Origin of the sequence: Saccharopolyspora flava (assembly GCF_900116135.1) — a bacterium.
In the GTDB taxonomy this organism is placed as follows: domain Bacteria; phylum Actinomycetota; class Actinomycetes; order Mycobacteriales; family Pseudonocardiaceae; genus Saccharopolyspora; species Saccharopolyspora flava.
The window spans coordinates 43,933-66,405 of sequence record NZ_FOZX01000003.1 but is presented as its reverse complement, the minus strand read 5'-3'; the positions used below and the strand labels follow the sequence as shown (position 1 = coordinate 66,405).

Annotated in this window: 22 protein-coding genes; 11 read left to right on the top strand and 11 right to left on the bottom strand. The window is 70.4% G+C overall.

Annotated elements, in window-relative coordinates; genetic code table 11:
• Position 1 precedes the first annotated feature (1 nt).
• From BM424_RS10710 to BM424_RS10695, 4 genes are read right to left on the bottom strand one after another with little or no spacing between them, the layout of a single operon-like run.
• Complete coding sequence (locus BM424_RS10710) at positions 2 to 196, bottom strand: ferredoxin (RefSeq protein WP_093415871.1); 195 nt, start codon at positions 194 to 196, stop codon at positions 2 to 4.
• Positions 196 to 1,551 (bottom strand): cytochrome P450, encoded by a 1,356-nt coding sequence (locus BM424_RS10705; RefSeq protein ID WP_093415870.1) that lies wholly within the window; start codon positions 1,549 to 1,551, stop codon positions 196 to 198. Before BM424_RS10705 ends, BM424_RS10710 begins: the two co-directional genes overlap by 1 nt.
• Entirely contained in the window at positions 1,548 to 2,327 is a 780-nt protein-coding gene (locus BM424_RS10700; protein ID WP_093415868.1) for an SDR family oxidoreductase, read from the bottom strand. Before BM424_RS10700 ends, BM424_RS10705 begins: the two co-directional genes overlap by 4 nt.
• A 2-nt stretch (positions 2,328 to 2,329) precedes the next feature.
• Complete coding sequence (locus tag BM424_RS10695) at positions 2,330 to 3,523, bottom strand: cytochrome P450 (RefSeq protein ID WP_093415866.1); 1,194 nt, start codon at positions 3,521 to 3,523, stop codon at positions 2,330 to 2,332.
• A gap of 168 nt (positions 3,524 to 3,691) precedes the next feature.
• Between BM424_RS10695 and BM424_RS10690 the strand changes: the two genes are divergently transcribed.
• Positions 3,692 to 4,453, top strand: coding sequence for a glucose 1-dehydrogenase (locus BM424_RS10690; protein WP_093415865.1), 762 nt, complete (start codon positions 3,692 to 3,694; stop codon positions 4,451 to 4,453).
• A 66-nt stretch (positions 4,454 to 4,519) separates the two neighbouring features.
• Positions 4,520 to 5,512: an ABC transporter ATP-binding protein gene (locus BM424_RS10685; protein WP_093415863.1), complete on the top strand. Its 993-nt coding sequence runs from the start codon at positions 4,520 to 4,522 to the stop codon at positions 5,510 to 5,512.
• Here BM424_RS10685 and BM424_RS10680 read toward each other — a convergent pair.
• The 7 genes from BM424_RS10680 to BM424_RS10650 form a co-directional block, all read right to left on the bottom strand.
• A complete protein-coding gene (locus BM424_RS10680; RefSeq protein ID WP_093415862.1) occupies positions 5,484 to 6,047 on the bottom strand; it encodes a TetR/AcrR family transcriptional regulator in 564 nt (187 codons plus the stop codon). The two genes, BM424_RS10685 and BM424_RS10680, sit on opposite strands and share 29 nt — an antisense overlap.
• Positions 6,048 to 6,284: 237 nt before the next feature.
• Positions 6,285 to 6,911 (bottom strand): cholesterol catabolism transcriptional regulator KstR, encoded by a 627-nt coding sequence (gene kstR, locus BM424_RS10675; protein WP_093415860.1) that lies wholly within the window; start codon positions 6,909 to 6,911, stop codon positions 6,285 to 6,287.
• A gap of 104 nt (positions 6,912 to 7,015) precedes the next feature.
• Positions 7,016 to 7,315, bottom strand: coding sequence for a hypothetical protein (locus tag BM424_RS10670; RefSeq protein ID WP_093415858.1), 300 nt, complete (start codon positions 7,313 to 7,315; stop codon positions 7,016 to 7,018).
• Positions 7,312 to 8,469, bottom strand: coding sequence for a 3-ketosteroid-9-alpha-monooxygenase, oxygenase component (locus BM424_RS10665; RefSeq protein ID WP_093415857.1), 1,158 nt, complete (start codon positions 8,467 to 8,469; stop codon positions 7,312 to 7,314). The genes BM424_RS10670 and BM424_RS10665 overlap by 4 nt, the downstream gene beginning before the upstream one ends.
• 112 nt (positions 8,470 to 8,581) lie before the next feature.
• The gene (locus BM424_RS10660) at positions 8,582 to 10,165 is read right to left on the bottom strand and encodes a long-chain-fatty-acid--CoA ligase (protein WP_093415855.1); all 1,584 of its coding nucleotides are present in this window, start codon (positions 10,163 to 10,165) and stop codon (positions 8,582 to 8,584) included.
• Positions 10,162 to 11,250 (bottom strand): acyl-CoA dehydrogenase family protein, encoded by a 1,089-nt coding sequence (locus tag BM424_RS10655; protein WP_093415854.1) that lies wholly within the window; start codon positions 11,248 to 11,250, stop codon positions 10,162 to 10,164. Before BM424_RS10655 ends, BM424_RS10660 begins: the two co-directional genes overlap by 4 nt.
• Positions 11,251 to 11,353: 103 nt before the next feature.
• Positions 11,354 to 12,529 carry an acyl-CoA dehydrogenase family protein gene (locus BM424_RS10650; RefSeq protein ID WP_093415852.1) on the bottom strand — a complete coding sequence of 392 codons (1,176 nt, stop codon included), beginning with the start codon at positions 12,527 to 12,529 and terminating at the stop codon, positions 11,354 to 11,356.
• A 406-nt stretch (positions 12,530 to 12,935) separates the two neighbouring features.
• Here BM424_RS10650 and BM424_RS10645 point away from each other — a divergent pair, with 406 nt between their 5' ends.
• From BM424_RS10645 to BM424_RS10605, 9 genes are all read left to right on the top strand, one after another.
• Entirely contained in the window at positions 12,936 to 13,820 is an 885-nt protein-coding gene (locus BM424_RS10645) for a 3-oxoacyl-ACP reductase (RefSeq protein WP_093416900.1), read from the top strand.
• A gap of 75 nt (positions 13,821 to 13,895) precedes the next feature.
• Positions 13,896 to 14,678, top strand: coding sequence for an MlaE family ABC transporter permease (locus tag BM424_RS10640; RefSeq protein WP_175548032.1), 783 nt, complete (start codon positions 13,896 to 13,898; stop codon positions 14,676 to 14,678).
• Positions 14,679 to 14,721: 43 nt separating this feature from the next.
• A complete protein-coding gene (locus tag BM424_RS10635) occupies positions 14,722 to 15,552 on the top strand; it encodes an MlaE family ABC transporter permease (protein ID WP_093416898.1) in 831 nt (276 codons plus the stop codon).
• Positions 15,549 to 16,898: an MCE family protein gene (locus BM424_RS10630; RefSeq protein WP_093415849.1), complete on the top strand. Its 1,350-nt coding sequence runs from the start codon at positions 15,549 to 15,551 to the stop codon at positions 16,896 to 16,898. Before BM424_RS10635 ends, BM424_RS10630 begins: the two co-directional genes overlap by 4 nt.
• Positions 16,895 to 17,926 carry an MCE family protein gene (locus BM424_RS10625; protein ID WP_093415848.1) on the top strand — a complete coding sequence of 344 codons (1,032 nt, stop codon included), beginning with the start codon at positions 16,895 to 16,897 and terminating at the stop codon, positions 17,924 to 17,926. Before BM424_RS10630 ends, BM424_RS10625 begins: the two co-directional genes overlap by 4 nt.
• Positions 17,923 to 18,936, top strand: a complete 1,014-nt coding sequence (locus BM424_RS10620; protein ID WP_093415846.1) for an MCE family protein — start codon at positions 17,923 to 17,925, stop codon at positions 18,934 to 18,936. The genes BM424_RS10625 and BM424_RS10620 overlap by 4 nt, the downstream gene beginning before the upstream one ends.
• Positions 18,933 to 20,138, top strand: a complete 1,206-nt coding sequence (locus BM424_RS10615; RefSeq protein ID WP_093415845.1) for an MCE family protein — start codon at positions 18,933 to 18,935, stop codon at positions 20,136 to 20,138. Before BM424_RS10620 ends, BM424_RS10615 begins: the two co-directional genes overlap by 4 nt.
• Positions 20,135 to 21,304, top strand: a complete 1,170-nt coding sequence (locus BM424_RS10610) for an MCE family protein (RefSeq protein ID WP_093415843.1) — start codon at positions 20,135 to 20,137, stop codon at positions 21,302 to 21,304. The genes BM424_RS10615 and BM424_RS10610 overlap by 4 nt, the downstream gene beginning before the upstream one ends.
• A complete protein-coding gene (locus BM424_RS10605; protein ID WP_093415841.1) occupies positions 21,305 to 22,441 on the top strand; it encodes an MCE family protein in 1,137 nt (378 codons plus the stop codon). It begins immediately after the preceding gene.
• Positions 22,442 to 22,473: the final 32 nt, after the last annotated feature.

Below are 22,473 nucleotides of genomic sequence, written 5' to 3'. Positions count from 1 at the left end.
GTCAAGCCTCCTCGATGCTCAAAGCCCGCGTGGGGCACTCCCGCACGGCACGTTCGACCTCGCCGCGCAGATCCGCGGGAGGCTCGCTGACCAGCACCTCGACCTTGCCGCGCCGGGGCACCGAGAACACCTCCGGCGCCTCCAGCTCGCACATCGCGTGCCCCTGGCACAGGTCGAGATCGCACACGACTCGCATCAGGACTCCTTCCGGCGGCGGTACCTCACCCGGCACGGCTGGGCGAGCTGGACGACCATCTTCGAGTGGTCGTTGCGGTAGGTCTCCGGCGGTTGCGCGAGCTCGAACTCGAAGTCCCGCAGCAGGACCGAGAAGATCGCCTTGAGCTGCATCATCGCGAACGCCGCCCCCACGCAGCGGTGCCGTCCGGCGCCGAACGGGATCCACGTCCACCGGTTGACCAGGTCCTCCTGCCGCGGCTCGGCGTAGCGGTCCGGGCGGAAGGCGTCGGGATCGGGGAAGTCCTCGGCGATCCGGTTGGAGATCGCCGGGGTGGCCGCCACGAAATCGCCGCGCTCGACGCGGTGCCCGCACACCTCGAAGTCGCCCCGGGCGACCCGCAGCAGCAGGATCAGCGGCGGGTGCAGCCGCAGCGCCTCCTTGATCGCGCCCTCCAGCCGCGGGATCGCCCGCAGCGAGCGGAAGCTCACCTCCGAGCCGTCGGCGTAGAGCTCGTCGAGCTCGCCGACCACCTCGTCCAGCACGCCCGGGTTGCGCAGCAGCTCGATGAGCGTCCACGCGGCCGTGCCGGAGCTGGTGTGGTGCCCGGCGAACATCATCGAGATGAACATGCCGGTGATCTCGTCGGCGCTGAACCGCAGCGCGCCGTCCTCGTCGCGGACCGACATGAGCACGTCGAGCATGTCGCGGTCCTCGCGCGGCGGTTTCCCGGCGGCGGCCCGGCCGTCCATGATCTCCTGCACCAGCCGCACCAGGCCCGCCCGCGCCTCGTCGCGGCGCCGGAAGCTCTCGATCGGCGCGTGCGGGTCGACGTAGGCCAGCGCGTCGGTGCCGCGCTCCAGGTCGTGGTAGAGCTCGGCGAAGCGGTGGTCGAGCTGGTCGCGGAACCGCTTGCCGATCAGGCACGCCGAGGACGTGTAGATCGTCAGCTCGGCGAAGAAGTCCAGCAGGTCGATCTCGCCCGCGTCGCCCCAGTCCGCCACCACGTGGGCGATCTCGGCGTCGATGGTCTGGGCGTGCCCGCGCATCTGCTCGCCGCGCAGCGCCTGGTTGTGCAGCATCTCCTTGCGCCGCTCGGGCGGGGCGTCGAAGACCACGCCCTCACCGAAGATCGGCGTCATGAACGGGTACGCGGCGGCCTGGTCCAGGTCGTCGTCGGAGGAGCGGAAGAAGAACTCGTTGGCCTCCGCACCCGACAGCAGCACCACCCGGCGCCCTGCCAGGTCGAAGGAGCCCACGTCGCCGCACTCCTCGCGGACCCGGCGCATCAGCGCGATCGGATCGGTGCGCAGCTCGTCGAGGTGGCCGTGCTCGTGACGGCCGCCGGAGACCGGTTTCGGGGCGAGCGGCGTCATGTCTCCTCCAGAGGTGCTTCGGGCTGGACCTCGATCAGGCTCAGGTGCACGCCGCGCGGCGCCGAGACGACGTGGTGCACGGCCTCGGCGATGTCGGAGGCGCGCAGGAAGTACGGGTGCCGCGCCAGCCCCCACTTCACCCAGTCGTCGAGCACGGCCTGCGTGGTGTCGTGGTCCCACTTCATGCCCATCGAGGTGGAGGTGGGCCCGGGCCGCACGACACTGGCGCGCACCCCGGTGCCCTCCAGCTCCATCCGCATCGCGTGGGCCATCGCCTCCAGGCCGGCCTTGGCGGGCACGTAGGCGCCCATCCGGGGCCGGGGCGTGACGACCACGTCGGAACCGATGAGCACCACGTCGCCGCGCCGCCGCTCGACCATGCCGGGCACGATCGCCGACACCAGCCGGTGCGCGCCGCCGAGGTGCACGTCGAGCTGACCGGCGAAGCGCGCGGCGTCCATCTCGTGCACCGGGTCGGCGTCGAGATCGCCCGCGCCGTAGACCAGGATCTCGACCTCGCCGAGCTCCTCGCGGGTGCGGGCGACGAAGGAGCGCACCGAGTCGTCGGAGGTGACGTCCAGCGGCAGCGCGACGGCTTGACCTCCGTCGGCTCGGATCTTGGCGGCGAGCTCCTCGCACACCTCGACGCGGCGCGCGCCGAGCGCCACGGGGTGGCCGTCGGCGGCCAGCGCCAGGGCGGTGGCCGCGCCGATCCCGGCCGAGGCGCCGGCCACGACGGTCGGCCTGCGCTGCGGGTTCGGTTCGAATCTGGGCATGGCTACCTGCTTTCCACGCGAACGGGCAGGGTCGCGAAGCCGCGCACGTTGCTGGAGTGCACCCGCCGCGCGCGGTCGAGGTCGACCTCGTAGCTATTGACCAACCCGACGAACTCGGTGAGCGCGATCCGGGCCTCCAGCCGCGCCAGGTGCGCGCCGAGGCAGAAGTGGGTACCGCCGCCGAAGCTCACCAGCGGGATCTCGCCGCGGCGGTCGAGGTCGTAGCGGTCGGGGTCGGCGAAGGCGCGCGGATCGCGGTTGGCGGACCCGACCAGCAGCAGCACCCGGGCGCCCTCGGGGATCGTGCCGCCGTCCAGCGGGATGTCCTCGGTGGCGGTGCGCGCGACCATCTGGGTCGAGGTGTCGTAGCGCAGCGTCTCCTCGATCCAGTCGGTCACCCGCTCCGGGTCGCTGAACGGCTTGGCCTGCTCGCCGGGGTTGAGGTGCGCCCAGTGCACGGCGTTGGCCAGCAGTTTCGTGGTGGTCTCGTTGCCCGCGACGACCATCAGGAACAGGAACGCGATGATCTCCTCCTCGCTGAGCCGGTCGCCGTCGATCTCGGCGGCCAGCAGCGCGGAGGTGAGGTCGTCGGTGGGGGAGCGGCGGCGCTCGGCGAGCAGGTCGGTGTAGTAGCCGACCAGGTTCAGCGAGGCCTCCATCGCCGCCCGCGGCACGTCGGAAACGCCTTCCTCGCGGTGCATCACGGTGTCGGCGAGCTCACGCAGCCGGTCGCGGTCGGCCTCGGGCACGCCCATCAGCTCGGAGATGACGTCCATCGGGAACTTGCCCGCGAAGTCGGCCACGAAGTCGAACTCCCCGGCCTCCAGCGCGGGAAGCAGGTGGTGGCGGGCGAGTTCGAGGATGCGCGGTTGCAGGTCGCGGACCCGGCGCGGGGTGAACCCGCGGGAGACCAGCGAGCGCAGCCGGTTGTGCCGGGGGTCGTCGAGCGCGAGGAACGACATGGTCCGGTGCGCACCGGGTCCCCAGGCGGCCGGGTCGAGCGAGACGCCGTTGGCGTTGGACAGCCGGGTGTTGTCCCGGAACAGCGCGGCGACGTCGGCGTGCCGGGACAGCGCCCAGAAGTCGAGCTCGTCGTTGCGGTACACCGGCGCCTCGTCGCGCAGCCGCGCGTAGGCCGGGTAGGGGTCGTCGTGCACGGCGTAGTCGTAGGGGCTGAACACCACGTCGCTGGACATGTGTCCAGACGCTAGTACGGTTCGCTCGGCTCAGGCAAGCCTGCCCGCGACTGAATCGAGAACAAGTTCCGCCGTTGATCGACCCGTGGGGCAACGAACCTTCCCTTATGTCGAGAACGTGTTCTAGTCTCGTGCGGGTACGGTTCGACTCGGCAGGGAGGGCGGCGCATGGGACGGCTCGCGGGAAAGGTCGCGCTGGTCACCGGAGCGGCGCGAGGGCAGGGCGCGGCCATCGCGCGCGGCTTCGTCGCCGAAGGCGCGTCGGTGGTCATCGGCGACATCCTCGACGCGCCCGGCAAGGAACTCGCCGACGAGCTCGGCGCGTCCGCGAGCTACGCGCACCTCGACGTCTCCGACGAGCAGGACTGGAGCGCCGCGGTCGACCACACCACCGAGACCTTCGGGCGGCTCGACGTCCTGGTCAACAACGCAGGCGTGCTCATGTTCTCCGCGCTCGAGGACACCTCGCTGGCCGACTACGAGCGCATCGTGCGGGTCAACCAGTTCGGCACCTTCCTCGGGATGCGCGCCGCCACGCCCGCGCTCACCGCGGCCGGGGGCGGGTCGATCGTGAACTTCTCCTCGGTCGAGGGTCTCGGCGGGATGCCGCAGCTGGTCGCCTACACCGCCAGCAAGTTCGCCATCCGCGGCATGACCAAGGCCGCCGCCACCGAGCTCGGCCCGCGCAACATCCGCGTCAACTCGGTGCACCCGGGCATGTTCGACACCGGCATGACCCGCCAGTTCACCGGTGAGGACACCGACCTCAGCCCGATCGGCGACATGGTGCCGCTGGGCCGCATCGGCCAGCCGGAGGACATCGCAGGGCTGATCATCTTCCTCGCCTCCGACGAGAGCACCTACTGCACCGGCGCCGAATTCGTCGCCGACGGCGGGGCGACGGCGACCCACGCCTACTACCGCCGCTGAGAAATTCCAGCGCTGACAGGGCCTTTCCCGAAGCACGCACGACAACGACGTCGCGAGGAGCGCGGTATGGGTGCTGAAGTCGTGATCGAGGGGTTGAGCAAGTCCTTCGGCCCGCAGACGATCTGGCGGGACGTGGGCTTCACCCTCCCGCAGGGCGAGGTCTCGGCGCTGCTGGGTCCCTCGGGCACCGGGAAATCGGTGTTCCTGAAGTCCATGATCGGCCTGCTCAAGCCGGAGAACGGGCGCTGCCTGGTCAACGGCGTCGACATCTGCTCGTGCAGCGACCACGAGCTCTACGAGATCCGCAAGCTCTTCGGCGTGCTGTTCCAGGACGGCGCGCTGTTCGGGTCGATGGACCTCTACGACAACGTCGCGTTCCCGCTGCGCGAGCACACCCACAAGACCGAGGCCGAGATCCGCCGGATCGTGCTGGAACGCATGGAGATGGTCGGGCTCACCGGCGCCGAGGACAAGCTGCCCGGGGAGATCTCCGGCGGCATGCGCAAGCGCGCCGGCCTGGCCCGCGCGCTCGTGCTCGACCCGGAGATCATCCTCTGCGACGAGCCCGACTCCGGGCTCGACCCCGTGCGCACCGCCTACCTCTCGCAGCTGCTCATCGACATCAACGCGCAGCTCGACGCCACGATCCTCATCGTCACCCACAACATCAACCTGGCCCGCACCGTCCCGGACAACCTCGGGATGCTCTTCCGCCGCGAACTCGTCCTGTTCGGGCCGCGCGAAGTCCTGCTCACCAGCGAGGACCCGGTGGTCGCGCAGTTCCTCAGCGGCGACCGGACCGGCCCGATCGGGATGAGCGAGGAGAAGGACCAGGCCAGCATCGACCGCGAGCAGCAGTGGCTGGCCAGCGGCCGGATCTCCGCCGCCGAGCGGGTGGTGGGCGTGCCGGAGCAGCTGCCGGTCAGCGCCGGGATGCCGGAACGTCAGGCGGTGCGGCGACGCCAGGACCGCGTGATGGGGATGCTCGACCAGCTGCCGCCCGCGGCGCGGGAGAGCGTGCGGCGCAGCATCAGGCCCGCGGCAGCACCCGGTCGGTGATGCCGGCCAGGTGCGAGGCCATCCGGTCCATCGGCAGGTACCCGCTGCCCGCCAGCACCAGCGAGCCCACGAAGGCCGTCATCACGGCGTCCAGCGCGGTCGGATCGGCCTCGCCGACCGCGTCGGTGAGCCGCCGGTAGACCTCCTTGCCGATCTCGTCGCGGAGCCGCTTGACCTCCTGCTGATCGGCCAGCAGCGCCGTCGTGCACGCCCGCACCAGGGCGGGCTCGGCGGCCAGCATCCGCGCGATCGTGTCCACCACCTGCGCCACGTCGGCGCCCGGCTTGCCGGTGCGCTCGGACTCGCTCGGCGGCAGCGCCTGGATGCGCTTCCAGAACACCGCGGTGACCAGGTGCTCCTTGGAGGAGAAGTAGGAGTAGGCGGTGGCGCGGGAGACCTCGGCCCGCTCGGCCACCGAGCGCACGGTCATCGACCCGAACCCGCGCTCCGCCAGCTCCTCCACGGTCGCGTCCAGCAAACGCCGCACGGTATCGGCGCGCTTGCCCTCGACCACCTGGCGAACGGGTTCGGTCATGTTGGAAAGCCTAACGTGGTCTTTTTGCGTGGCGGTGCGGGTAGCGGAACCTGAGCGCTTCCGTGGACTCCGTGCGCCGCTCCTGATGTATGCCAATACACGGCGTCCCGGCGTACTCGCCACGAAAGCGCTCAGAACCCGCGGCGGTGCCAGTTGCTTAGGTGGTGGAAGAGAAAGCGGCTCCGCCGCTTATGGCAAAGCACGACAGAACGATAACGCGTTCTACGTGGTGGGAATTCATCGGAGGAGGAGTCGGACCGTCAGCTCCAGGCGGTTGGAGACGTCGGTGGCCGAGGCGCGCCGGGTCACCCACGCCACCAGGTTCGACAGCCACACGTCGCCGATCACCCGGGCCACCGCGACCTGCTCCTCGGTGGGCTCGCCGTCGCTCAGCACCGCGATGAACATGCCCTCCATCATCCGGTTCGCCGCGTCCACCTCGGTCGCCGCCGAGGCGTCGGCCGACATCAGCGCGCGGGTGACCGCCTCGGAGAGGTTCGGGTTGCGCTGGAACGCGCGGGTGAGCCTGCCCAGCACGAACAGCAGCCGCTCGTAGGGAGATTCGCCGCGCACCGGAGCGCGGTCCAGGCGTTCCTGGATGCGCTCCAGCTCGCGGACCAGGCTGGCCACCAGCAGGTGGATCTTGGACGGGAAGTAGCGGTAGAGCGTGCCCAGGGCGACGTCGGCGCGCTCGGCCACGGCCCGCATCTGCACCGCGTCGAAACCGCCCTTGTCGGCCAGGGTCATGGTGGCGTCGATGATCCGCTTGCGGCGGTCCCGCTGGGCCGTGGCGGTGAGCTCGTCCTCGGGCACGGCGTGGAGCGGATTACCGCCCTGACCGTTCCGGTTGGCCGCAGAAGTCATCGACGCAAAGCCCCCTAGCCCGTCGGCGGAAAGGCGGATCGCGCCACCCGCAAGATCACGTTAACACGGTGGAATCGGTAACTCGTTTCACCTGCGTTTCGACTTCACGCACCCGTGTCGGAGACGTCGAGAATTCCTTCGCTGATCGCGTGCTCGATGGTGGCGCGCAAGCGCGGGCAGGTGTCGACCAGCGCCGGGTGCTCGCCCTCGGCGATGCGCGCCGAGATCTCCGGGCAGGACTCGGTGGAGGTGGTCCACTGGATGCTGGTCTGCTCCGGGCTGAGCTTCTTGACCAGCACCCGCACCCCGCACGTGGCGCAGGGCAGCGGGCGCAGGCCTCCCTCCAGGTACAGCCGCTGGTCGGCGGCGGTGCCGGCCGGGACGTCGGTGCGGGCGGCCGTCATGAGTTGCCGACCTCTTCGGCTTCGCGGCGGGCCAGGTTCTCGGCGACCTCGGCCTCCCAGGCCTGCACGGCGCGGGTGGTGTCGACCTCGAACTCGAAGCGGGCGGTCTGCTCCTCGGTGACGTCCTCGACGTCCACGTAGAACTGGTCGTACCAGCGGCGCAGCTGGTAGACCGGGCCGTCCTCCTCGACCAGCAGCGGGTTGTCGATGCGCGACTTGTTCCGCCAGATCTCCACGTCCTGCAGGAACCCGACGCCGAAGGACTTGGCGAACTTGCCGGCCACCATGTCGGCCTGCTCGTCGTCGAGGCCGGGCAGCTTCTTGACCGACACGCCCCACTGCAGCACGAAGCTGGTCGGCGAGACCGGGTAGTGGCAGTTGATCAGATACGCGTCGATCGGCGTGCCCTTGAACTCGGTCCACAGCCGGTTGATCATGTACGACGGCCCGTAGTAGCTGGCCTCGGAGCGCAGCTGGGTGTCGTCGCCGGCGTAGTTGCCCTGCGAGGCGCCCACGTCCGGGCGGCCGCGCGAGTGCAGGTACTGGGTGGCGACGTGGCCCTCGAAGATGTTCTTGAAGTACGTCGGGAAGGCGAAGTGCACGTAGAAGAAGTGCGCCATGTCCACGACGTTGTCGATGATCTCGCGGCAGTTGGAGTTGTCGATCTGCACCCGGTCCCAGGTCCAGTTCGACCACTCGCTGGTGAAGACCTCGTCGATCCGCGGGATCGTGACCTCCGGCGGAGGCGGGTTGCCCTGCGGGTCGTGGTAGACGAACAGCTGCTTGTTCTCCTCCAGCGTCAGCCAGGACCGGGTCCGCGCGCGGCCGGGAACCCGCTTGGCGTAGGGGATGGAGGTGCAGCGGCCGTTGCCGCCCCAGCGCCAGTCGTGGAACGGGCAGGCGACCGAGTCGCCCTTGATCTCGCCCTGGGTCAGGTCGCCGCCCATGTGCCTGCAGTACCCGTCGAGCACGTGCAGCGCGCCCTGGCTGTCGGCGAAGACGACCAGCTTGGTGCCGAACGCGGTCACCGCGTGCGGCTTGCCGTCCTGGAACTCCGCGACGGGTCCCAGGCAGTGCCACCCCCGGGCGAACCGTTGTGGCGGGGCACCGGCATCGATCGTGCGCACCCCGTGCTCACGCTCCGTCCCGCTCATCGCGTCCCTCCATCAAGTCACGTGTTGTATGTGAAACAGGTTATAGGAATAAGGGGCGAAAGCGCCATCGTGCGCTGCCGCTCAATCGCAGGAAAGTTAGAACAAGTTATAGCTATTGGCGTCGGTAGGTGCCGTCCACGCGGGACAGCACCGGGTCGGAGGTCCGCACGCCCTCGGCGGCCAGCTCCCGCTTGAGCACCTTGTGCGTGGAGGTGCGCGGCAGCTCGGCCACCAGCCGCACGTGGCTCGGCCACTGCTTCGGGCCCAGATCCGGCTGGGCGCCCAGGAAATCGGCCAGGCCTGCCGGGTCGAACCCGTCGGTGGTGGTGATCGCCGCCATCACCGCGTCGCCCACCTCCGCCCGCACCGCGTAGACCGCGGCCTCGCGGACGTGCGGGTGGCGCAGCAGGATTCGCTCGATCGGCGCCGTGCCCAGGTTCTCGCCGTCCACCCGCAGCCAGTCGCCCGACCGACCCGCGAAGTAGCAGAAGCCGTCGGCGTCCAGGTAGCCCAGATCCCCGCTCCAGTACATGCCGTCGCGCATCCGCTGCGCGTCGGCCTCCGGTGCGCCGTAGTAGCCGGCGAACCAGCCCGGGCCGGTGGTGTTGACCAGCTCGCCGATCGCCGCGTCGCCGTTGAGCAACCGGCCGGACTCGTCGAACTCCGCGGCGGGACAGGGCTTCCCGGTGTCCGGGTCGAGGACCGCGACGCCGTCGGTGGCCCTGCCGAGCGCGCCCGGCGGCGTGTCCGGCGTGCGCGTGACCGCGATCCCGCCCTCCGACGAACCGAACCCGTCCACCACGTGGCAGCCGAAGCGCTCGGCGAAGCGGGCGATGTCGCGCTGGTTGCCCTCGTTGCCGTAGACCACCCGCAGCGGGTTGTCGGCGTCGTCCGGCCGCTCGGGCGTGGCCAGCACGTAGGACAGCGGGGTGCCGACGTAGTTGGCGAAGGTCGCGCCGAAGCGGCGCACGTCCGGCAGGAAACCGGACGCGGAGAACCTCGGCCGCAGCGCCAGCGCGGCACCCGCGGCCAGGCCCACCGACCAGCCGGCCATCAGGGCGTTGGAGTGGAACATCGGCATCGAGATGTAGGTGACGTCCTCGCCGCCGAGGCCGAAGCGCTCGGCCAGCATCCGGCCCGGGAAGGCGATCTTGGCGTGCGTGCAGCGCACCGCCTTCGGATCGCCGCCGGTGCCCGAGGTGAACACCAGCGCCAGCAGGTCCTCGCCGCTCGCGGGCACCGGGTCGAGCGCGGCACCGGCGTGGCGGGTGAGCTCCTGCCGCCAGGAATCCAGCGCGAACACCCGGATCCCGTCCAGGTCCAGGCCGTCGAGCAGGGCAGCGTAGCGGCTGTCGGCGAGCACGATCCGGCAGTCGGCCAGCCGGATGTCGCGCTCCAGCGCGGCACCCCGCCGGGTCGGGTTGAGCCCGACCACCACCGACCCCGACAGCGCCGCGCCGCCCAGCAGGAACGAGAACTCCGGGACGTTGTCGAGCAGCACGCCGACGTGCGGCGGCGCGTCGCCGGGCAGGAGTTCGCGCAGCAGCGCGGCGTGCTCGGCGCTGTGCCGGACGTGCTCGGCCCAGGTCCACTCGCGGTCCTCGGTGCGCAGGCCCGGCGAGGTGTCGTCGGCGCGGGCCAGCAGCAGCTCGGTGACCGTCGGCATCACCTCGGGCCGCTGCAGCGGGGAGCTCATCGCGCCGCCAGGCTCGCGCCGATCCGGCGCAGCTGCGCCGTCGCGCCGCCCAGCGCGAACTCGCCGCGCTTGGCCGCCACGAAGTAGCGGTGCAGCTCGTGGTCGAGGTCGATGCCGACGCCGCCGTGCACGTGAACGGCGGTGTGCGCCAGGCGGTGCCCGGCCTCGGCGGCCCAGAACTTCGCGGTGGCGGCCTCGTCGGCGCAGGGCAGTCCCTCGGTGGCCCGCCACGCGGCCTGCCAGAGGGTCAGCTTCGCGGCCTCGACGTCGATGAAGCCGTCGGCCATCCGCTGCGCCACGGCCTGGAAGCTGCCGATCGGGCGGCCGAACTGGACCCGCTCGCCCGCGTAGGCGCTGGTGCGCTCCAGCGCGCCGGTGAGCACGCCGACCTGGTGCGCGCACACGCCGATGGTGGCGCGCACGATCAGCCGCCGCAGCGCGTCGGCGTCGAGGACGTCGGCGTCGGCCACGCGGGCGTTCGCGAGCTCCAGCCAGCCCTCGGCGTCGCCGTCGACGATCTCCTGGCGCTGCATCTCGGCCCCCGGTCGACCCGGCCGGACGAGGAAGAGCCGGGGGCCGTCGGGGGTGCTCGCCGGGACGAGCACGAGGTCGGCGACCGGTCCGGCGGGGATGTTCACCTTGGTGCCGGTGAGCAGCCAGTCCTGCCCGTCGCGCTCGGCGCGGGTGGCGGGGGAGTCGGGCTCGGCGCCGCCGTCCTCGGCCAGCGCGGCCGTGAGCACGACCTCGCCGCGCGCGGCGGGTTCGACCCAGGCGCGGCGGTGCTCGTCGGTGCCGGATTCGGCGAGCGCGGTGGCGCCCATCGTGATCGAGGGCAGGTAGGGCACCGGGGCCACGGCGCGGCCGATCTCGATGAGCACGCTGCACTGCTCCAACAGCCCGAAACCGCCCTCGGGCAGCGCGGCGGTGAGCACGTCGGCCTTGGCCAGCTCGGCCCACAGGTCGCGGTCGAAGCGGTCGTCCTGCCGGTCGATCTCGCGCAGTCGTTCGTTGGTGACCTTGTCACCGAGGATCCGCCCGACGAGCCCGGCCAGGTCCTCCTGGGCCTCGGTCGAGGTGAAGTCCATGTCGCCTCCTGGAGGTGGTGGGGAGCGGGGCAGTTTTTGCCACAACTGTCCGGACAAAAAGGACATTGATCATGGACGGTTATGGCTAAAACTGTCCCCGGGGTCAGCGCTTCGCGGGCGGGAGGCCGAGTCCGACGGCGGCGATGATGTCGCGCTGCACCTCGTTCGTGCCGCCGCCGAAGGTGAGGATCAGCGCCGAGCGGTGCATCCGCTCGATCCGTCCCGCCAGGGCCGCGCCCTTCGAACCGGAGCGGACGTAGGCCGCGGTGCCGAGCACCTCCATGAGCAACCGGTAGGCCTCGGTGGCGAACTCGGTGCCGAAGACCTTCGTCGCCGAGGCCGCGGCCGGCGTCGGGTGCTTCTCGGCCGTGGTGGCGATCTTCCAGTTCATCAGCTTGAGGAATTCCGCGCCGGTGTGCACCCGCGCGAGGTGTTGCTGCACCCACTCCTGGTCGATGACCCGGCGGCCGTCGGACAACCGCGTCTGCGCCGCCCACTCCCGGACCTCCGACAGCGCCAGCTGCAGCGGTGCGGCGGAGGTGAGCGCCACGCGCTCGTGGTTGAGCTGGTTGGTCACCAGCGGCCAGCCCTCGTTCTCGGTGCCCACCAGCGCCGAGGTCGGAACCCGCACGTCGGAGTAGTAGGTGGCGCTGGTCGTCGGCCCGGACACGGTGTGCACCGGGGTCCAGGAGAAGCCGGGGGAGGAGGTGGGCACGACGAGCACGCTCAGGCCGCGGTGCTTGCGCGCCTCCGGGTCGGTGCGGCAGGCCAGCCAGACGTAGTCGGCGTACTGGATCAGGCTCGTCCACATCTTCTGGCCGTTGATCACGTAGTCGTCGCCGTCGCGGACCGCGGTGGTGCGCAGCGAGGCCAGGTCGGTGCCGGCCTCGGGCTCGGAGTAGCCGATCGAGAAGTGGATCTCCCCGGCCGCGATCTTGGGCAGGAAGTGGGACTTCTGCTCGTCGGTGCCGAACCGCATGATGGTCGGCGCGACGCTGTTGAGCGTCAGGAACGGCACCGGGGCGCCGGCGATGGCCGCCTCGTCGGTGAAGATCAGCTGCTCGAGCATGGAGCGGTTCTGCCCGCCGTACTCCTCGGGCCAGCCCAGCGCCAGCCAGCCGTCGGCCCCCATCTGCCGGACCAGCTGCTTGTAGGCGCGGCCGTCGCCGTAGTCTCCCTGCGACAGCTCCTCGCGCAGCTCGGGTGTCATCAGGTCGGCGAAGTAGGCGCGCAGCTCCTCCCGCAGCTTCTCGTGCTCGGGCGTGTAGGCGATGCGCATGCATCCTCCCGGGGTCGGACGCCGTGTGAAACACGTTTCTAAAATCATAGACCGCCGGGCGCGATGAGGTCGAGACCGAGCGGTCACCGTAGATCCATCGAATGTGCAACGTGTTCTAGATTCGCGGACGGTGCGTCCGAATGGAGCAGTACCCGGCGCGGGTCCCGGATCGTTGAGCGAGCAGAGTCACCAGGCGGCGGACGACGTGACCGAAAGGTGACCGAAACGTCCGCATAAGTAGAACGCGTTTTTGTACGCATTCGTGACCTGTTCTTGCTGGGTGCGCTGCGCACTCGCCGGTTCTGAACGCGGCACTTGATACTGAGCGAGAACACATTCTACTGTGTGGTGGCTAACACCTCCCCGCGACGTGGCGGGGCTGACCACGACCCGAGGTGAGGCGCACGTGTCGAGTGTGGACGGAAAGGTCGCGATCGTCACCGGAGCCGGTGCCGGGCTGGGGCGAGCCGAGGCGCTCGCGCTGGCACGAGCCGGGGCGAACGTGGTGGTCAACGACGTGACCGACGCGGCGCACGCCGTGGTCGCCGAGATCGAGGAGATCGGCACCAAGGCGGTCGCGGTCGTCGGCGACGTCTCCGACTCCGAGGTCTCCGGCCGGATGATGGCCGCCGCGACCGAGCAGCTCGGTGGGCTGCACGTGGTGGTCAACAACGCGGGCCTGCTGCGCGACCGGATGCTGTTCAAGATGTCCGACCAGGAGTGGGACGACGTGCTGCGGGTGCACCTGCGCGGGCACTTCCTGCTCTCCCGCAACGCCACCGCGCACTGGCGCCAGGAGTACAAGGACTCCGGCGCCACCTACGGCAGCATCATCAACACCGCCTCCGAGGCGTTCCTGCTCGGCTCGGCCGGGCAGCCCAACTACGCCGCGGCCAAGGGCGGCATCGCCTCGCTGACCGTCTCCACCGCTCGCGCGATGTCGCGAATGGGCGTGCGCGCCAACGCGATCTGCCCGCGCGCCCGCACCGCGATGACCGCCGAGACCTTCGGCGACGCCCCGAGCGACGGCGTGGACCCGATGTCGGTCGAGCACGTGGCCCCGCTGGTGACCTACCTCGCCGGCCCGTCCGCCCAGGCCATCAGCGGTCAGGTGTTCGTGGTCCACAGCGGAACCGTGGCGCTGCTGGCGCCGCCCACCATCGAGCGCAAGTTCGCCGCGTCGGGCGAGCTCTGGACGCAGGACGAGCTGGAATCCGGTCTCGGCGCCTACTTCGCCGACCGCGACCCGGAGAAGTCCTTCGCCGCCAACGGAGTTCTCGACATCCCGTAGCCGATCGCGCGGGTACGCACCACTTCTCACGTCAACGAGGCCGGGAGGAAGCATGGGTATCGAGGAGTGGCGGGCATGAGCGCGCCGGTCGCCGGAGTCTCGACGGCCCTCGGCCACGTGGGCAAGATCGCCACGCTGGCCTGGGAGGTCGTGCGCTACACGCCGCGCAGGCCCTTCGCGGTCCGCGAGTGGATCCAGCAGGCGTGGTTCTTCGCCAGCGTCACGATCCTGCCGACCGCGATGGTCGCCATCCCGTTCGGCGCCGTGATCGCCATGCAGCTCGGCTCGCTGACCCAGCAGATCGGCGCCCAGTCGTTCACCGGCGCGGCCAGCGCCCTGGCGATCCTGCAGCAGGCCAGCCCGCTGATCACCGCGCTGCTGGTCGCCGGAGCCGGGGGATCGGCGGTGTGCGCCGACATCGGCGCGCGCTCCATCCGCGAGGAGATCGACGCGATGGAGGTGCTGGGCATCTCGCCCATCCACCGGCTGATCGTGCCCCGGGTGCTCGGCGCGGTGCTCATCTCGCTGCTGCTCAACGGCCTGGTCAGCGTGGTCGGCGTGCTCGGCGGCTACTTCTTCAACGTGGTGCTGCAGGGCGGCACGCCCGGCGCCTACCTGGCCAGCTTCAACGCGCTGGCGTCGCTGCCCGACATCTGGGTCAGCGAGATCAAGGCGGCCATCTACGGCTTCGTCGCCGGTGTGGTCGCCGCCTACCGCGGCCTGAACCCGTCCGGCGGCCCGAAGGGCGTGGGCGACGCGGTCAACCAGGCGGTGGTGATCACGTTCCTGCTGCTGTTCATGATCAACCTCCTGGTCACCGGCATCTACCTGCAACTCGTGCCGCCGAAGGGGTTGTGAGATGGCAGTCCTGGAGACGGCGCCCCCGCCGACGCCCACCCCGATGCAGCGACGCATCGCCAAGGCCGCGTCCCGGCCCGGCGACGTGCTGGCCAACCTCGGCTGGCAGCTGTCGTTCTACGTGCGCGCGCTGGCCCTGGTGCCGGTCACGCTCACCAAGTACCGCAAGGAAACCCTGCGGCTGCTCACCGAAGTCGTCTTCGGCAGCGGCGCGCTGGCCATCATCGGCGGCACCCTCGGCGTGATGGTCGGCATGACCATGGCCACCGGCGCGGTCGTCGGCCTGCAGGGCTACTCCTCGCTGAACCAGCTCGGCACCGCCGCGCTGACCGGCTTCATCGCCGCCTACTTCGACACCCGCGAGGTCGCGCCGCTGTCGGCGGGCCTGGCGCTGTCGGCCACCGTCGGCTGCGGGTTCACCGCGCAGCTGGGCGCCATGCGCATCTCCGACGAGATCGACGCGCTGGAGGTGATGGGGGTGCGCAGCGTGCCGTACCTGGTGACCAGCCGGGTGCTGGCCGGGGTCGCGGCCGTCATCCCGCTCTACGTCGTCGGGCTGCTCGGGTCCTACCTGGCCTCGCGGCAGATCACGGTGTGGGTCTACGGCCAGTCGGCCGGCACCTACGACCACTACTTCCACCTGTTCCTGCCGCCCGAGGACGTGCTGTGGTCCTTCGGGAAGGTGATGGTGTTCAGCATCGCGGTGATCCTCACCCACTGCTACTACGGCTACACCGCCAGCGGCGGCCCGGCCGGGGTGGGCGTGGCCGTCGGGCGCGCGGTGCGCACCTCGATCGTGCTGGTCACCGTCCTCGACTTCTTCTGCAGCCTGGCGATCTGGGGATCGACCACGACCGTGCGGATCGCAGGATGATCGAATCGCGCAGCAGACGCCGCTACCAAGCGATGGGCATCGCGTTCCTGGTCGTCGCCGGGCTGTTCCTGGCGGGCACGATCGGGATGTACAACAAGGTCTTCACCCGCTTCGTGCCGGTGACCGTGCGCGCCGACACGGCGGGCAACCAGATGATGCCGGGCGCCGACGTCAAGGTGCGCGGCGTGGTCGTCGGCGAGGTCCGCTCGATCGACGCGGGCAACGGGCACGCCGACCTGAGACTGGCGCTGCAGCCCGACAAGGCCGGGATGATCCCGGCCGACGCCTCGGCCCGGCTGCTGCCCAAGACCCTCTTCGGCGAGCGCTACGTCGCGCTGGACATCCCGAAGAAGTCCACATCGGACACGTTGCGCTCCGGCGACGTCATCCCGCAGGACCGCAGCGCCTCGGCGCTGGAGGTCGAGAAGGTCCTGTCCGACCTGATGCCGGTGCTGCAGGCGGTGCAGCCGCAGCAGGTCGCCACCACCCTCAACGCCGTCTCCCAGGCCCTGCAGGGCCGCGGCGACCAGCTCGGCCAGACGCTGGTGCAGCTGGACCGCTACCTGGAGGACTTCGACCCGTCGCTGCCGAAGATGGAGTCGGTGATCAGCCGCGTCGACGACGTCGCCCACAACTACGCCGACGCCGCGCCCGACCTGATGCAGGCGGTCAACGACCTGACGACCACCAGCCGCACCATCGTCGAGCAGCGCACCCAGCTGCAGCAGATGACCAGCACGGTGACCAGCGCCAGCGGTGAGATGGACCGGTTCCTGTCGGCCAACAGCTCCAACTTCATCCGGCTCGCGGGCACCTCGCGGTCCACGCTGGAGCTGCTGGCGCAGTACTCGCCCGAATACCCCTGCATGCTGCAGCAGTTCCAGGCAGGCACCAAGAACGCCGATCTCACCTTCGGCAAGGGCACCGACACCCCGAACATGGCGCGGATGACGCTGGAGATCACCGCCAGCCGCGGCAAGTACCTGCCGGGCGTGGACACCCCGAAGAACCTGGAGCAGCGCGGTCCTCGCTGCTACCCGTTCGTCGAGGCGCCCGACACCTTCCCGCAGTACCCGCCGGGCGGTCCGCTCGACGACGGCTCCACCAAGCCCGAACCGCCGCTGGACCGCGACGCGCTGTTCCCCTGGAAGAAGTCCACCGGCAGCGCCCCGGCGAGCACCTCGCCGCAGTCGGCGAGCTCCTCGGTCGCCAACTCCCGGCCCGAGCGCGACCTGCTGGCCGCGCTGCTGGCGCCGAAGTTGCAGGTCCAGCCCCGGTCCGTGCCCGACTGGACGAGCGTGCTGGTCGGACCGCTGTTCCGGAACGCGGAGGTGACCGTGCGATGAGGTCCATCACCGCACCGCTGATCAAGCTGATCGCCTTCGTGGCGGTCACGCTGACCCTGACCGGCATCCTGGTGTCCACAATCGCCGCGAACTCCTCCGGCGACGCCCGGGAGTACACCGCGCGCTTCGCCGACGCCTCCGGGCTCGGCGAGGGCGACGACGTGCGCATCGCCGGGGTCAAGGTCGGCCGGGTCACCGAGCTGGAGGTCGACGACGACCAGCACGCGCTGGTGCACTTCGACGTCGAGTCCGCCCGCTCGCTGCCGCGCGACGCGCAGGCCACCGTGAAGTTCCGCAACATCGCCGGCCAGCGCTACCTCTCGCTGGACGCGGCGCTGCGCGATCCGAAGGACGTGCTGCCGCCCGGTGGTGAGATCCCGCTGGAGCGCACCCACCCGGCGCTGAACCTCACCGCGCTGTTCAACGGCTTCCAGCCGCTGTTCCAGGCGCTCAACCCCGAGGACGTCAACCAGCTGTCCGGGGAACTCGTACAGGTGCTGCAGGGCGAAGGCGGCACCGTCGACAGCCTGCTGGCCCACACCGCCTCGCTCACCGGCACGCTCGCGCAGAAGGACGAGGTCATCGGTCAGGTCATCGACAACCTCAACGCGGTGCTGGGCAACGTCAACCAGCGCGGGCCGCAGCTGGCCGAGCTCATCGACGCGCTGCAGCGGCTCAGCAGCGGGCTCGCCGAGCAGCGCAAACCCGTCGGCGAGGCGATCGGCGCGCTCGACGAGCTCACCAACACCACCGCCGGGCTCGTCGAGCAGGCCAGACCGCCGCTGCAGCAGGACATCTCGGCGCTGCGGGACGTGACCGGGCTGCTCAACAACGACCTTCCGCTGCTGGACCACACCCTGCAGACGATGCCGCACCGGCTGGAGCGGCTCACCCGCACCGTCAGCTACGGCGGCTGGTTCAACTACTACTCGTGCCAGGTCACCGGCAACATCCGCATCGACCAGCTCAAGATCAACGTCCCGATCCTGCCCGTCCCGACGACCCAGTTGCCGGAGAGGTGCCGATGAAACCGCTGCGGGCGCGAAACCAGGTCGTGGTCGGCCTGGTCACGATCGCGCTGCTGGTGCTGGGAACGCTCACGGCGTTCTCGGCCAAGGACCTGCCGCTGATCGGCTCCGGCAACACCTACTCGGCCTACTTCGCCGAATCCGCCGGGCTGGAACCGGGGAACGAGGTGCAGATCGCCGGGGTCAAGGTCGGCGAGGTCGACGACGTCGCCCTCGACGGCAACCGCGTGCTGGTGAAGTTCACAGTGGACGGACGCGAGATCGGGGACCGCACCCGCGCCGACATCCAGATCAAGACGCTGCTCGGCGAGAAGTTCCTCGGCCTGCAACCGGCCGGGAACGAGGAGCTGTCCGAACCGATCCCGGTGCGCAGCACGACTTCTCCGTTCGACATCCCCGACGCCATCGACCAGCTGACCCGCACCACCGGGCAGCTCGACAGCGCCAAGCTCGCCGAGAGCTTCCGGGTCATGTCCGACACCATGCGCGGCGCCCCGCAGCACATGGACCAGGCGGTCAACGGTCTCTCGCAGCTGTCGCAGACCATCGCCTCCCGCGACCAGCAGCTCGCGGACCTGCTGCACAACGCCAGCAACGTCTCCGGCATCGTCGCCGATCGCGACCAGCAGGTCAGCAAGCTCGTCGGCGACGGCAACCGGCTGCTGTCCGAGGTCCAGGCGCGCAAGCAGGCCATCAGCGGGCTGCTGGTGGGAACCGAGAACCTGTCGAACCAGCTGCGCGGCCTGGTCGCCGACAACCAGCAGCAGATGAAGCCGGCCCTCGACCAGCTCGACCAGCTCACCGCGATGCTCAAGCGCAACCAGGACAACCTCGACCACGCCCTCGGCGCGCTGGCGCCCTACGTGCGCGGGTTCAACAACACCATCGGCAACGGCCGCTGGTTCGAGGGCTACTTCTGCGGCCTGCTGCCCCCGCCGATCCACGCCGGGCCGATCCAGACCAACACCCCCGAGTGCGACATCCCGGTTCCCGAAGGAGGTGGCCGATGAGCAGGATCGCCCGGATGATCGCCGTGCTGTGCGCGCTGGCGCTGGTCACCGCCGGAGCGCTGTGGTGGACGCTGTCCTCCAGCGGCACCACCATCACCGCCTACTTCGACAAGGCCGTCGGGCTCTACGCCGGATCCAGCGTGCGGGTGCTGGGCGTGAAGGTCGGCCAGATCGACACCGTCACGCCCGAAGGACCCGTGGTGCGGGTGGACATGCACGTCGACGGCGGGGTGCGCATCCCCGCCGACGCCAACGCCGTGGTCGTCGCGCCCAGCCTGGTCAGCGACCGGTACGTGCAGCTCACCCCCGCCTACACGCGCGGCGAGGTGATGGCCTCCGGTGCCGTGCTGGACCGCGAGCGCACCGCCACCCCGGCCGAGCTCGACGAGCTCTACAAGAGCGTCAACGCCCTGTCGACCGCGCTCGGGCCCGACGGGGCCAACCGCGACGGGGCGCTCAACGACGTCCTCAACACCACCGCGGCCACCCTCGACGGCAACGGCCAGGACCTCAACACCACGATCAAGCGCCTCGGCGAGCTGTCGGCGACCCTCTCGGAGAACCAGGACGACCTGTTCGCCACCGTGGACAACCTCAACCGGTTCACCGCCACGCTCGCCCAGAGCGACCAGCAGATCCGCGAGCTCTACGGCCGGATGGCCGACACCACCGGCTACCTGGCCTCCGAGCGCGAGCAGCTGGGCACCTCGCTGCACTCGCTGGCCCTCGCGCTCGACGACGTGCAGCGGTTCGTCCACGACAACCGCGACCACATGTCCTCCAACATCCGCAACCTCACCGGCGTCACCCAGGCGCTGGTCGACCAGCGGCAGGCGCTGGCCGAGGTGCTGGACCTGATGCCGCTGGCGTCCACGAACTTCATCAACGCCTACGACTCGGCGTCGGGCACCGTGGCCTCGCGGTGGAACCCGCAGGAGCTCGCGCAGCCGCCGATCCTGATGGTGTGCAGGCTGATCGCCAACGTCTCGCCGCTGCCCGAACCCATCCCGCAATCGCTGCGCGACACCTGCGAGAAGCTCAACCCGGTGGTCCAGGGCGTCGCGCCGCTGCCGTCGGTCGGCGACCTGCTCGGCAAGATCCAGACCGGGGCGGGCGACGTCACCGACCAGATCGGGAAGGGCCCCAACCCGGTTCCGCTGCCGCTGGTGGACGCGATGAGACGAGGGGCGGGGACGCCATGACCGCCAAGCGCTGCGCGCTGCTGGCCGGATCGCTGTCGGTGCTGCTGGTGTCCGGTTGCGGCACAGCGGGTTTCACCGGCCTCTACAACACGCCGCTGCCCGGCGGTGCCGAGCTCGGCGAGCACCCGTACTCGGTGACCGTGCACTTCCGCGACGTGCTCGACCTGGTCCCGCAGGCCAGCGTCAAGGTCAACGACGTCGCCGTCGGGCGCATCGACCGCATCGAGCTCAGCCCCGACAACAGCACCGCGCTGGTGGTGCTGCGGGTCAACGGCGACGTGCGGCTGCCCGCCAACGCCTACGCGCGACTGCGCCAGTCCAGCCTGCTGGGGGAGAAGTTCGTCGAGCTCACCCCGCCGCCGGAGAACGCCACCGGGCGGCTGGCCGACGGGGCGGTGATCCCCATCGAGCGCACCAACCGCAACCCGCAGATCGAGGAGGTCCTCGGCGCGGTGTCGCTGCTGCTCAACGGCGGTGGCATCGAGCAGCTGCAGACCATCGTGCAGGAGCTCAACAAGGCCTTCACCGGCAACGAGGAGGAGATCCGCTCGCTGCTGGGCAACGTCAACGACGTCGTCACCCGGCTGGACCGGCAGCGCGGCGAGATCACCAAGGCCCTCGACGGGCTCAACCGGCTGTCGGCGAACCTGCGCGAGCAGACCGGCAACATCAACACCGCGCTCGACGGGCTCTCGCCCGGGCTGCGCGAGATCGAGGCCCAGCGCGGGCAGCTCGTCGGCATGCTGCAGGCGCTGGACAAGCTCTCCGGCACCGCCACCCACACCGTCCAGGCCAGCCGCGAAGACCTGGTCGCCGACCTGGAGGCGCTGGCGCCGACGCTGCAGCAGCTGGCCAAGACCGGCACCGATCTGCCCAAGGCGATGGCGTTCCTGTCGACCTACCCGTTCCCGGAGTACGCGATGGTCCCGCTCAAGGGCGACTTCGTGAACACCAACGTGATGATCGACCTGGACCTGTCCGGGCTCTACGAGAACTTCGCGCGCTCCTCGGGCCCGCCGATCCCGATCCCGGGGCTGTCGGACACGGGCCAGTCGGGCGCCAACATCCCGCAGCCGCCCGGCACACCACCGCTGCCGCCGCTGCCGATCCCCGGGACGCAGCCGGACGGCGGGCTGCTGCCGGGACTGTCCGGAGGAGGCTCGTAGATGGTCGCCCGCAAGGTGAAGGTGCAACTGGCGCTGTTCCTGGTCATCGCCGTGGTCGGGGTCGGCTTCGTCGGCGGCCGCTACGCCGGGCTGGACCGGTTCTTCGGCTCCAACGGCTACCCGGTGACCGTGCAGCTGGCGGAGTCCGGCGGGTTGTTCACCAACTCCGAGGTCAGCTACCGCGGCGTGGCAATCGGCCGGGTCACCGCGCTGCGGCTGACCCACGACGGCATCAACGCCGAGCTGCACATCAACGACGACGCGCCGGAGATCCCCGCCGACGCGCGCGCCGTGGTCGCCAACCGCTCCGCGGTCGGCGAGCAGTACGTCGACCTGCAGCCGCAGCGCCGCGGCGAGCCCTACCTGCGCGCCGGTTCGGTCATCCCGGTCGAGCGCACCGCGATCCCGCCGGCGCCCGAATCGCTGCTGGTCAACGTCGACCGGCTGGTCGCAGGGGTGCCCACCGACCAGCTGCGCACCGTCGTCACCGAGGTCGGCACCGCCTTCGACGGCACCGGTCCGCACCTGCAGAAGCTGCTCGACACCACCAGCTCGTTCACCGCCGCCGCGCAGCAGAACCTCCCGCAGACCACCGGGCTGCTCGACCACAGCGACGTCGTGCTGCGCACCCAGCAGGAGCAGGCGCAGAACCTCACCGAGTTCAGCACCGGGCTGCGCCAGATCTCCGAGCAGCTCAAGCAGTCCGACCCCGACCTGCGCAAGGCCATCCAGGAGGCGCCGGGCGCGGCCACCGAGGCGCAGGAGCTGACGAAGTCGATGGGCACCGACTTCGGGATCGTGGCCGCCAACCTGCTCACCACGATGCAGCTGACCAGCGTCCGTCAACCCGCGCTGGAGCAGACGCTGGTGGCGCTGCCGATGATCTCGGCGTTCACCCACACCCTGTCGCCGGACGGCACGGGACGGCTCGGGCTGGTGCTCAACGTGTTCAACCCGCCCTCCTGCACGAAGGGCTACGAGGGCACGCCGCGCAAGTACGGCTCGGACACCTCCGAGGGCCCGACCAACAGCGATCTCCGCTGCGACGAGCCCGCGGGCAGTCCGACGGGCGTCCGCGGCTCGCAGAACGCGATCCGCTACCCGGTTCCCGCCCCAGTCGCCCCACCCGCACCGTGATGGATGTTCGCGTTTTGCGAGCCGCCGGGTCC

Coding starts and splice junctions, on each gene's coding strand:
- BM424_RS10710 (WP_093415871.1), bottom strand. CDS start 196: ATGCGAGTCGTGTGCGATCTCGACCTGTGCCAGGGGCACGCGATGTGC.
- BM424_RS10705 (WP_093415870.1), bottom strand. CDS start 1,551: ATGACGCCGCTCGCCCCGAAACCGGTCTCCGGCGGCCGTCACGAGCAC.
- BM424_RS10700 (WP_093415868.1), bottom strand. CDS start 2,327: ATGCCCAGATTCGAACCGAACCCGCAGCGCAGGCCGACCGTCGTGGCC.
- BM424_RS10695 (WP_093415866.1), bottom strand. CDS start 3,523: ATGTCCAGCGACGTGGTGTTCAGCCCCTACGACTACGCCGTGCACGAC.
- BM424_RS10690 (WP_093415865.1), top strand. CDS start 3,692: ATGGGACGGCTCGCGGGAAAGGTCGCGCTGGTCACCGGAGCGGCGCGA.
- BM424_RS10685 (WP_093415863.1), top strand. CDS start 4,520: ATGGGTGCTGAAGTCGTGATCGAGGGGTTGAGCAAGTCCTTCGGCCCG.
- BM424_RS10680 (WP_093415862.1), bottom strand. CDS start 6,047: ATGACCGAACCCGTTCGCCAGGTGGTCGAGGGCAAGCGCGCCGATACC.
- kstR (WP_093415860.1), bottom strand. CDS start 6,911: ATGACTTCTGCGGCCAACCGGAACGGTCAGGGCGGTAATCCGCTCCAC.
- BM424_RS10670 (WP_093415858.1), bottom strand. CDS start 7,315: ATGACGGCCGCCCGCACCGACGTCCCGGCCGGCACCGCCGCCGACCAG.
- BM424_RS10665 (WP_093415857.1), bottom strand. CDS start 8,469: ATGAGCGGGACGGAGCGTGAGCACGGGGTGCGCACGATCGATGCCGGT.
- BM424_RS10660 (WP_093415855.1), bottom strand. CDS start 10,165: ATGAGCTCCCCGCTGCAGCGGCCCGAGGTGATGCCGACGGTCACCGAG.
- BM424_RS10655 (WP_093415854.1), bottom strand. CDS start 11,250: ATGGACTTCACCTCGACCGAGGCCCAGGAGGACCTGGCCGGGCTCGTC.
- BM424_RS10650 (WP_093415852.1), bottom strand. CDS start 12,529: ATGCGCATCGCCTACACGCCCGAGCACGAGAAGCTGCGGGAGGAGCTG.
- BM424_RS10640 (WP_175548032.1), top strand. CDS start 13,896: ATGAGCGCGCCGGTCGCCGGAGTCTCGACGGCCCTCGGCCACGTGGGC.
- BM424_RS10635 (WP_093416898.1), top strand. CDS start 14,722: ATGCAGCGACGCATCGCCAAGGCCGCGTCCCGGCCCGGCGACGTGCTG.
- BM424_RS10630 (WP_093415849.1), top strand. CDS start 15,549: ATGATCGAATCGCGCAGCAGACGCCGCTACCAAGCGATGGGCATCGCG.
- BM424_RS10625 (WP_093415848.1), top strand. CDS start 16,895: ATGAGGTCCATCACCGCACCGCTGATCAAGCTGATCGCCTTCGTGGCG.
- BM424_RS10620 (WP_093415846.1), top strand. CDS start 17,923: ATGAAACCGCTGCGGGCGCGAAACCAGGTCGTGGTCGGCCTGGTCACG.
- BM424_RS10615 (WP_093415845.1), top strand. CDS start 18,933: ATGAGCAGGATCGCCCGGATGATCGCCGTGCTGTGCGCGCTGGCGCTG.
- BM424_RS10610 (WP_093415843.1), top strand. CDS start 20,135: ATGACCGCCAAGCGCTGCGCGCTGCTGGCCGGATCGCTGTCGGTGCTG.
- BM424_RS10605 (WP_093415841.1), top strand. CDS start 21,305: ATGGTCGCCCGCAAGGTGAAGGTGCAACTGGCGCTGTTCCTGGTCATC.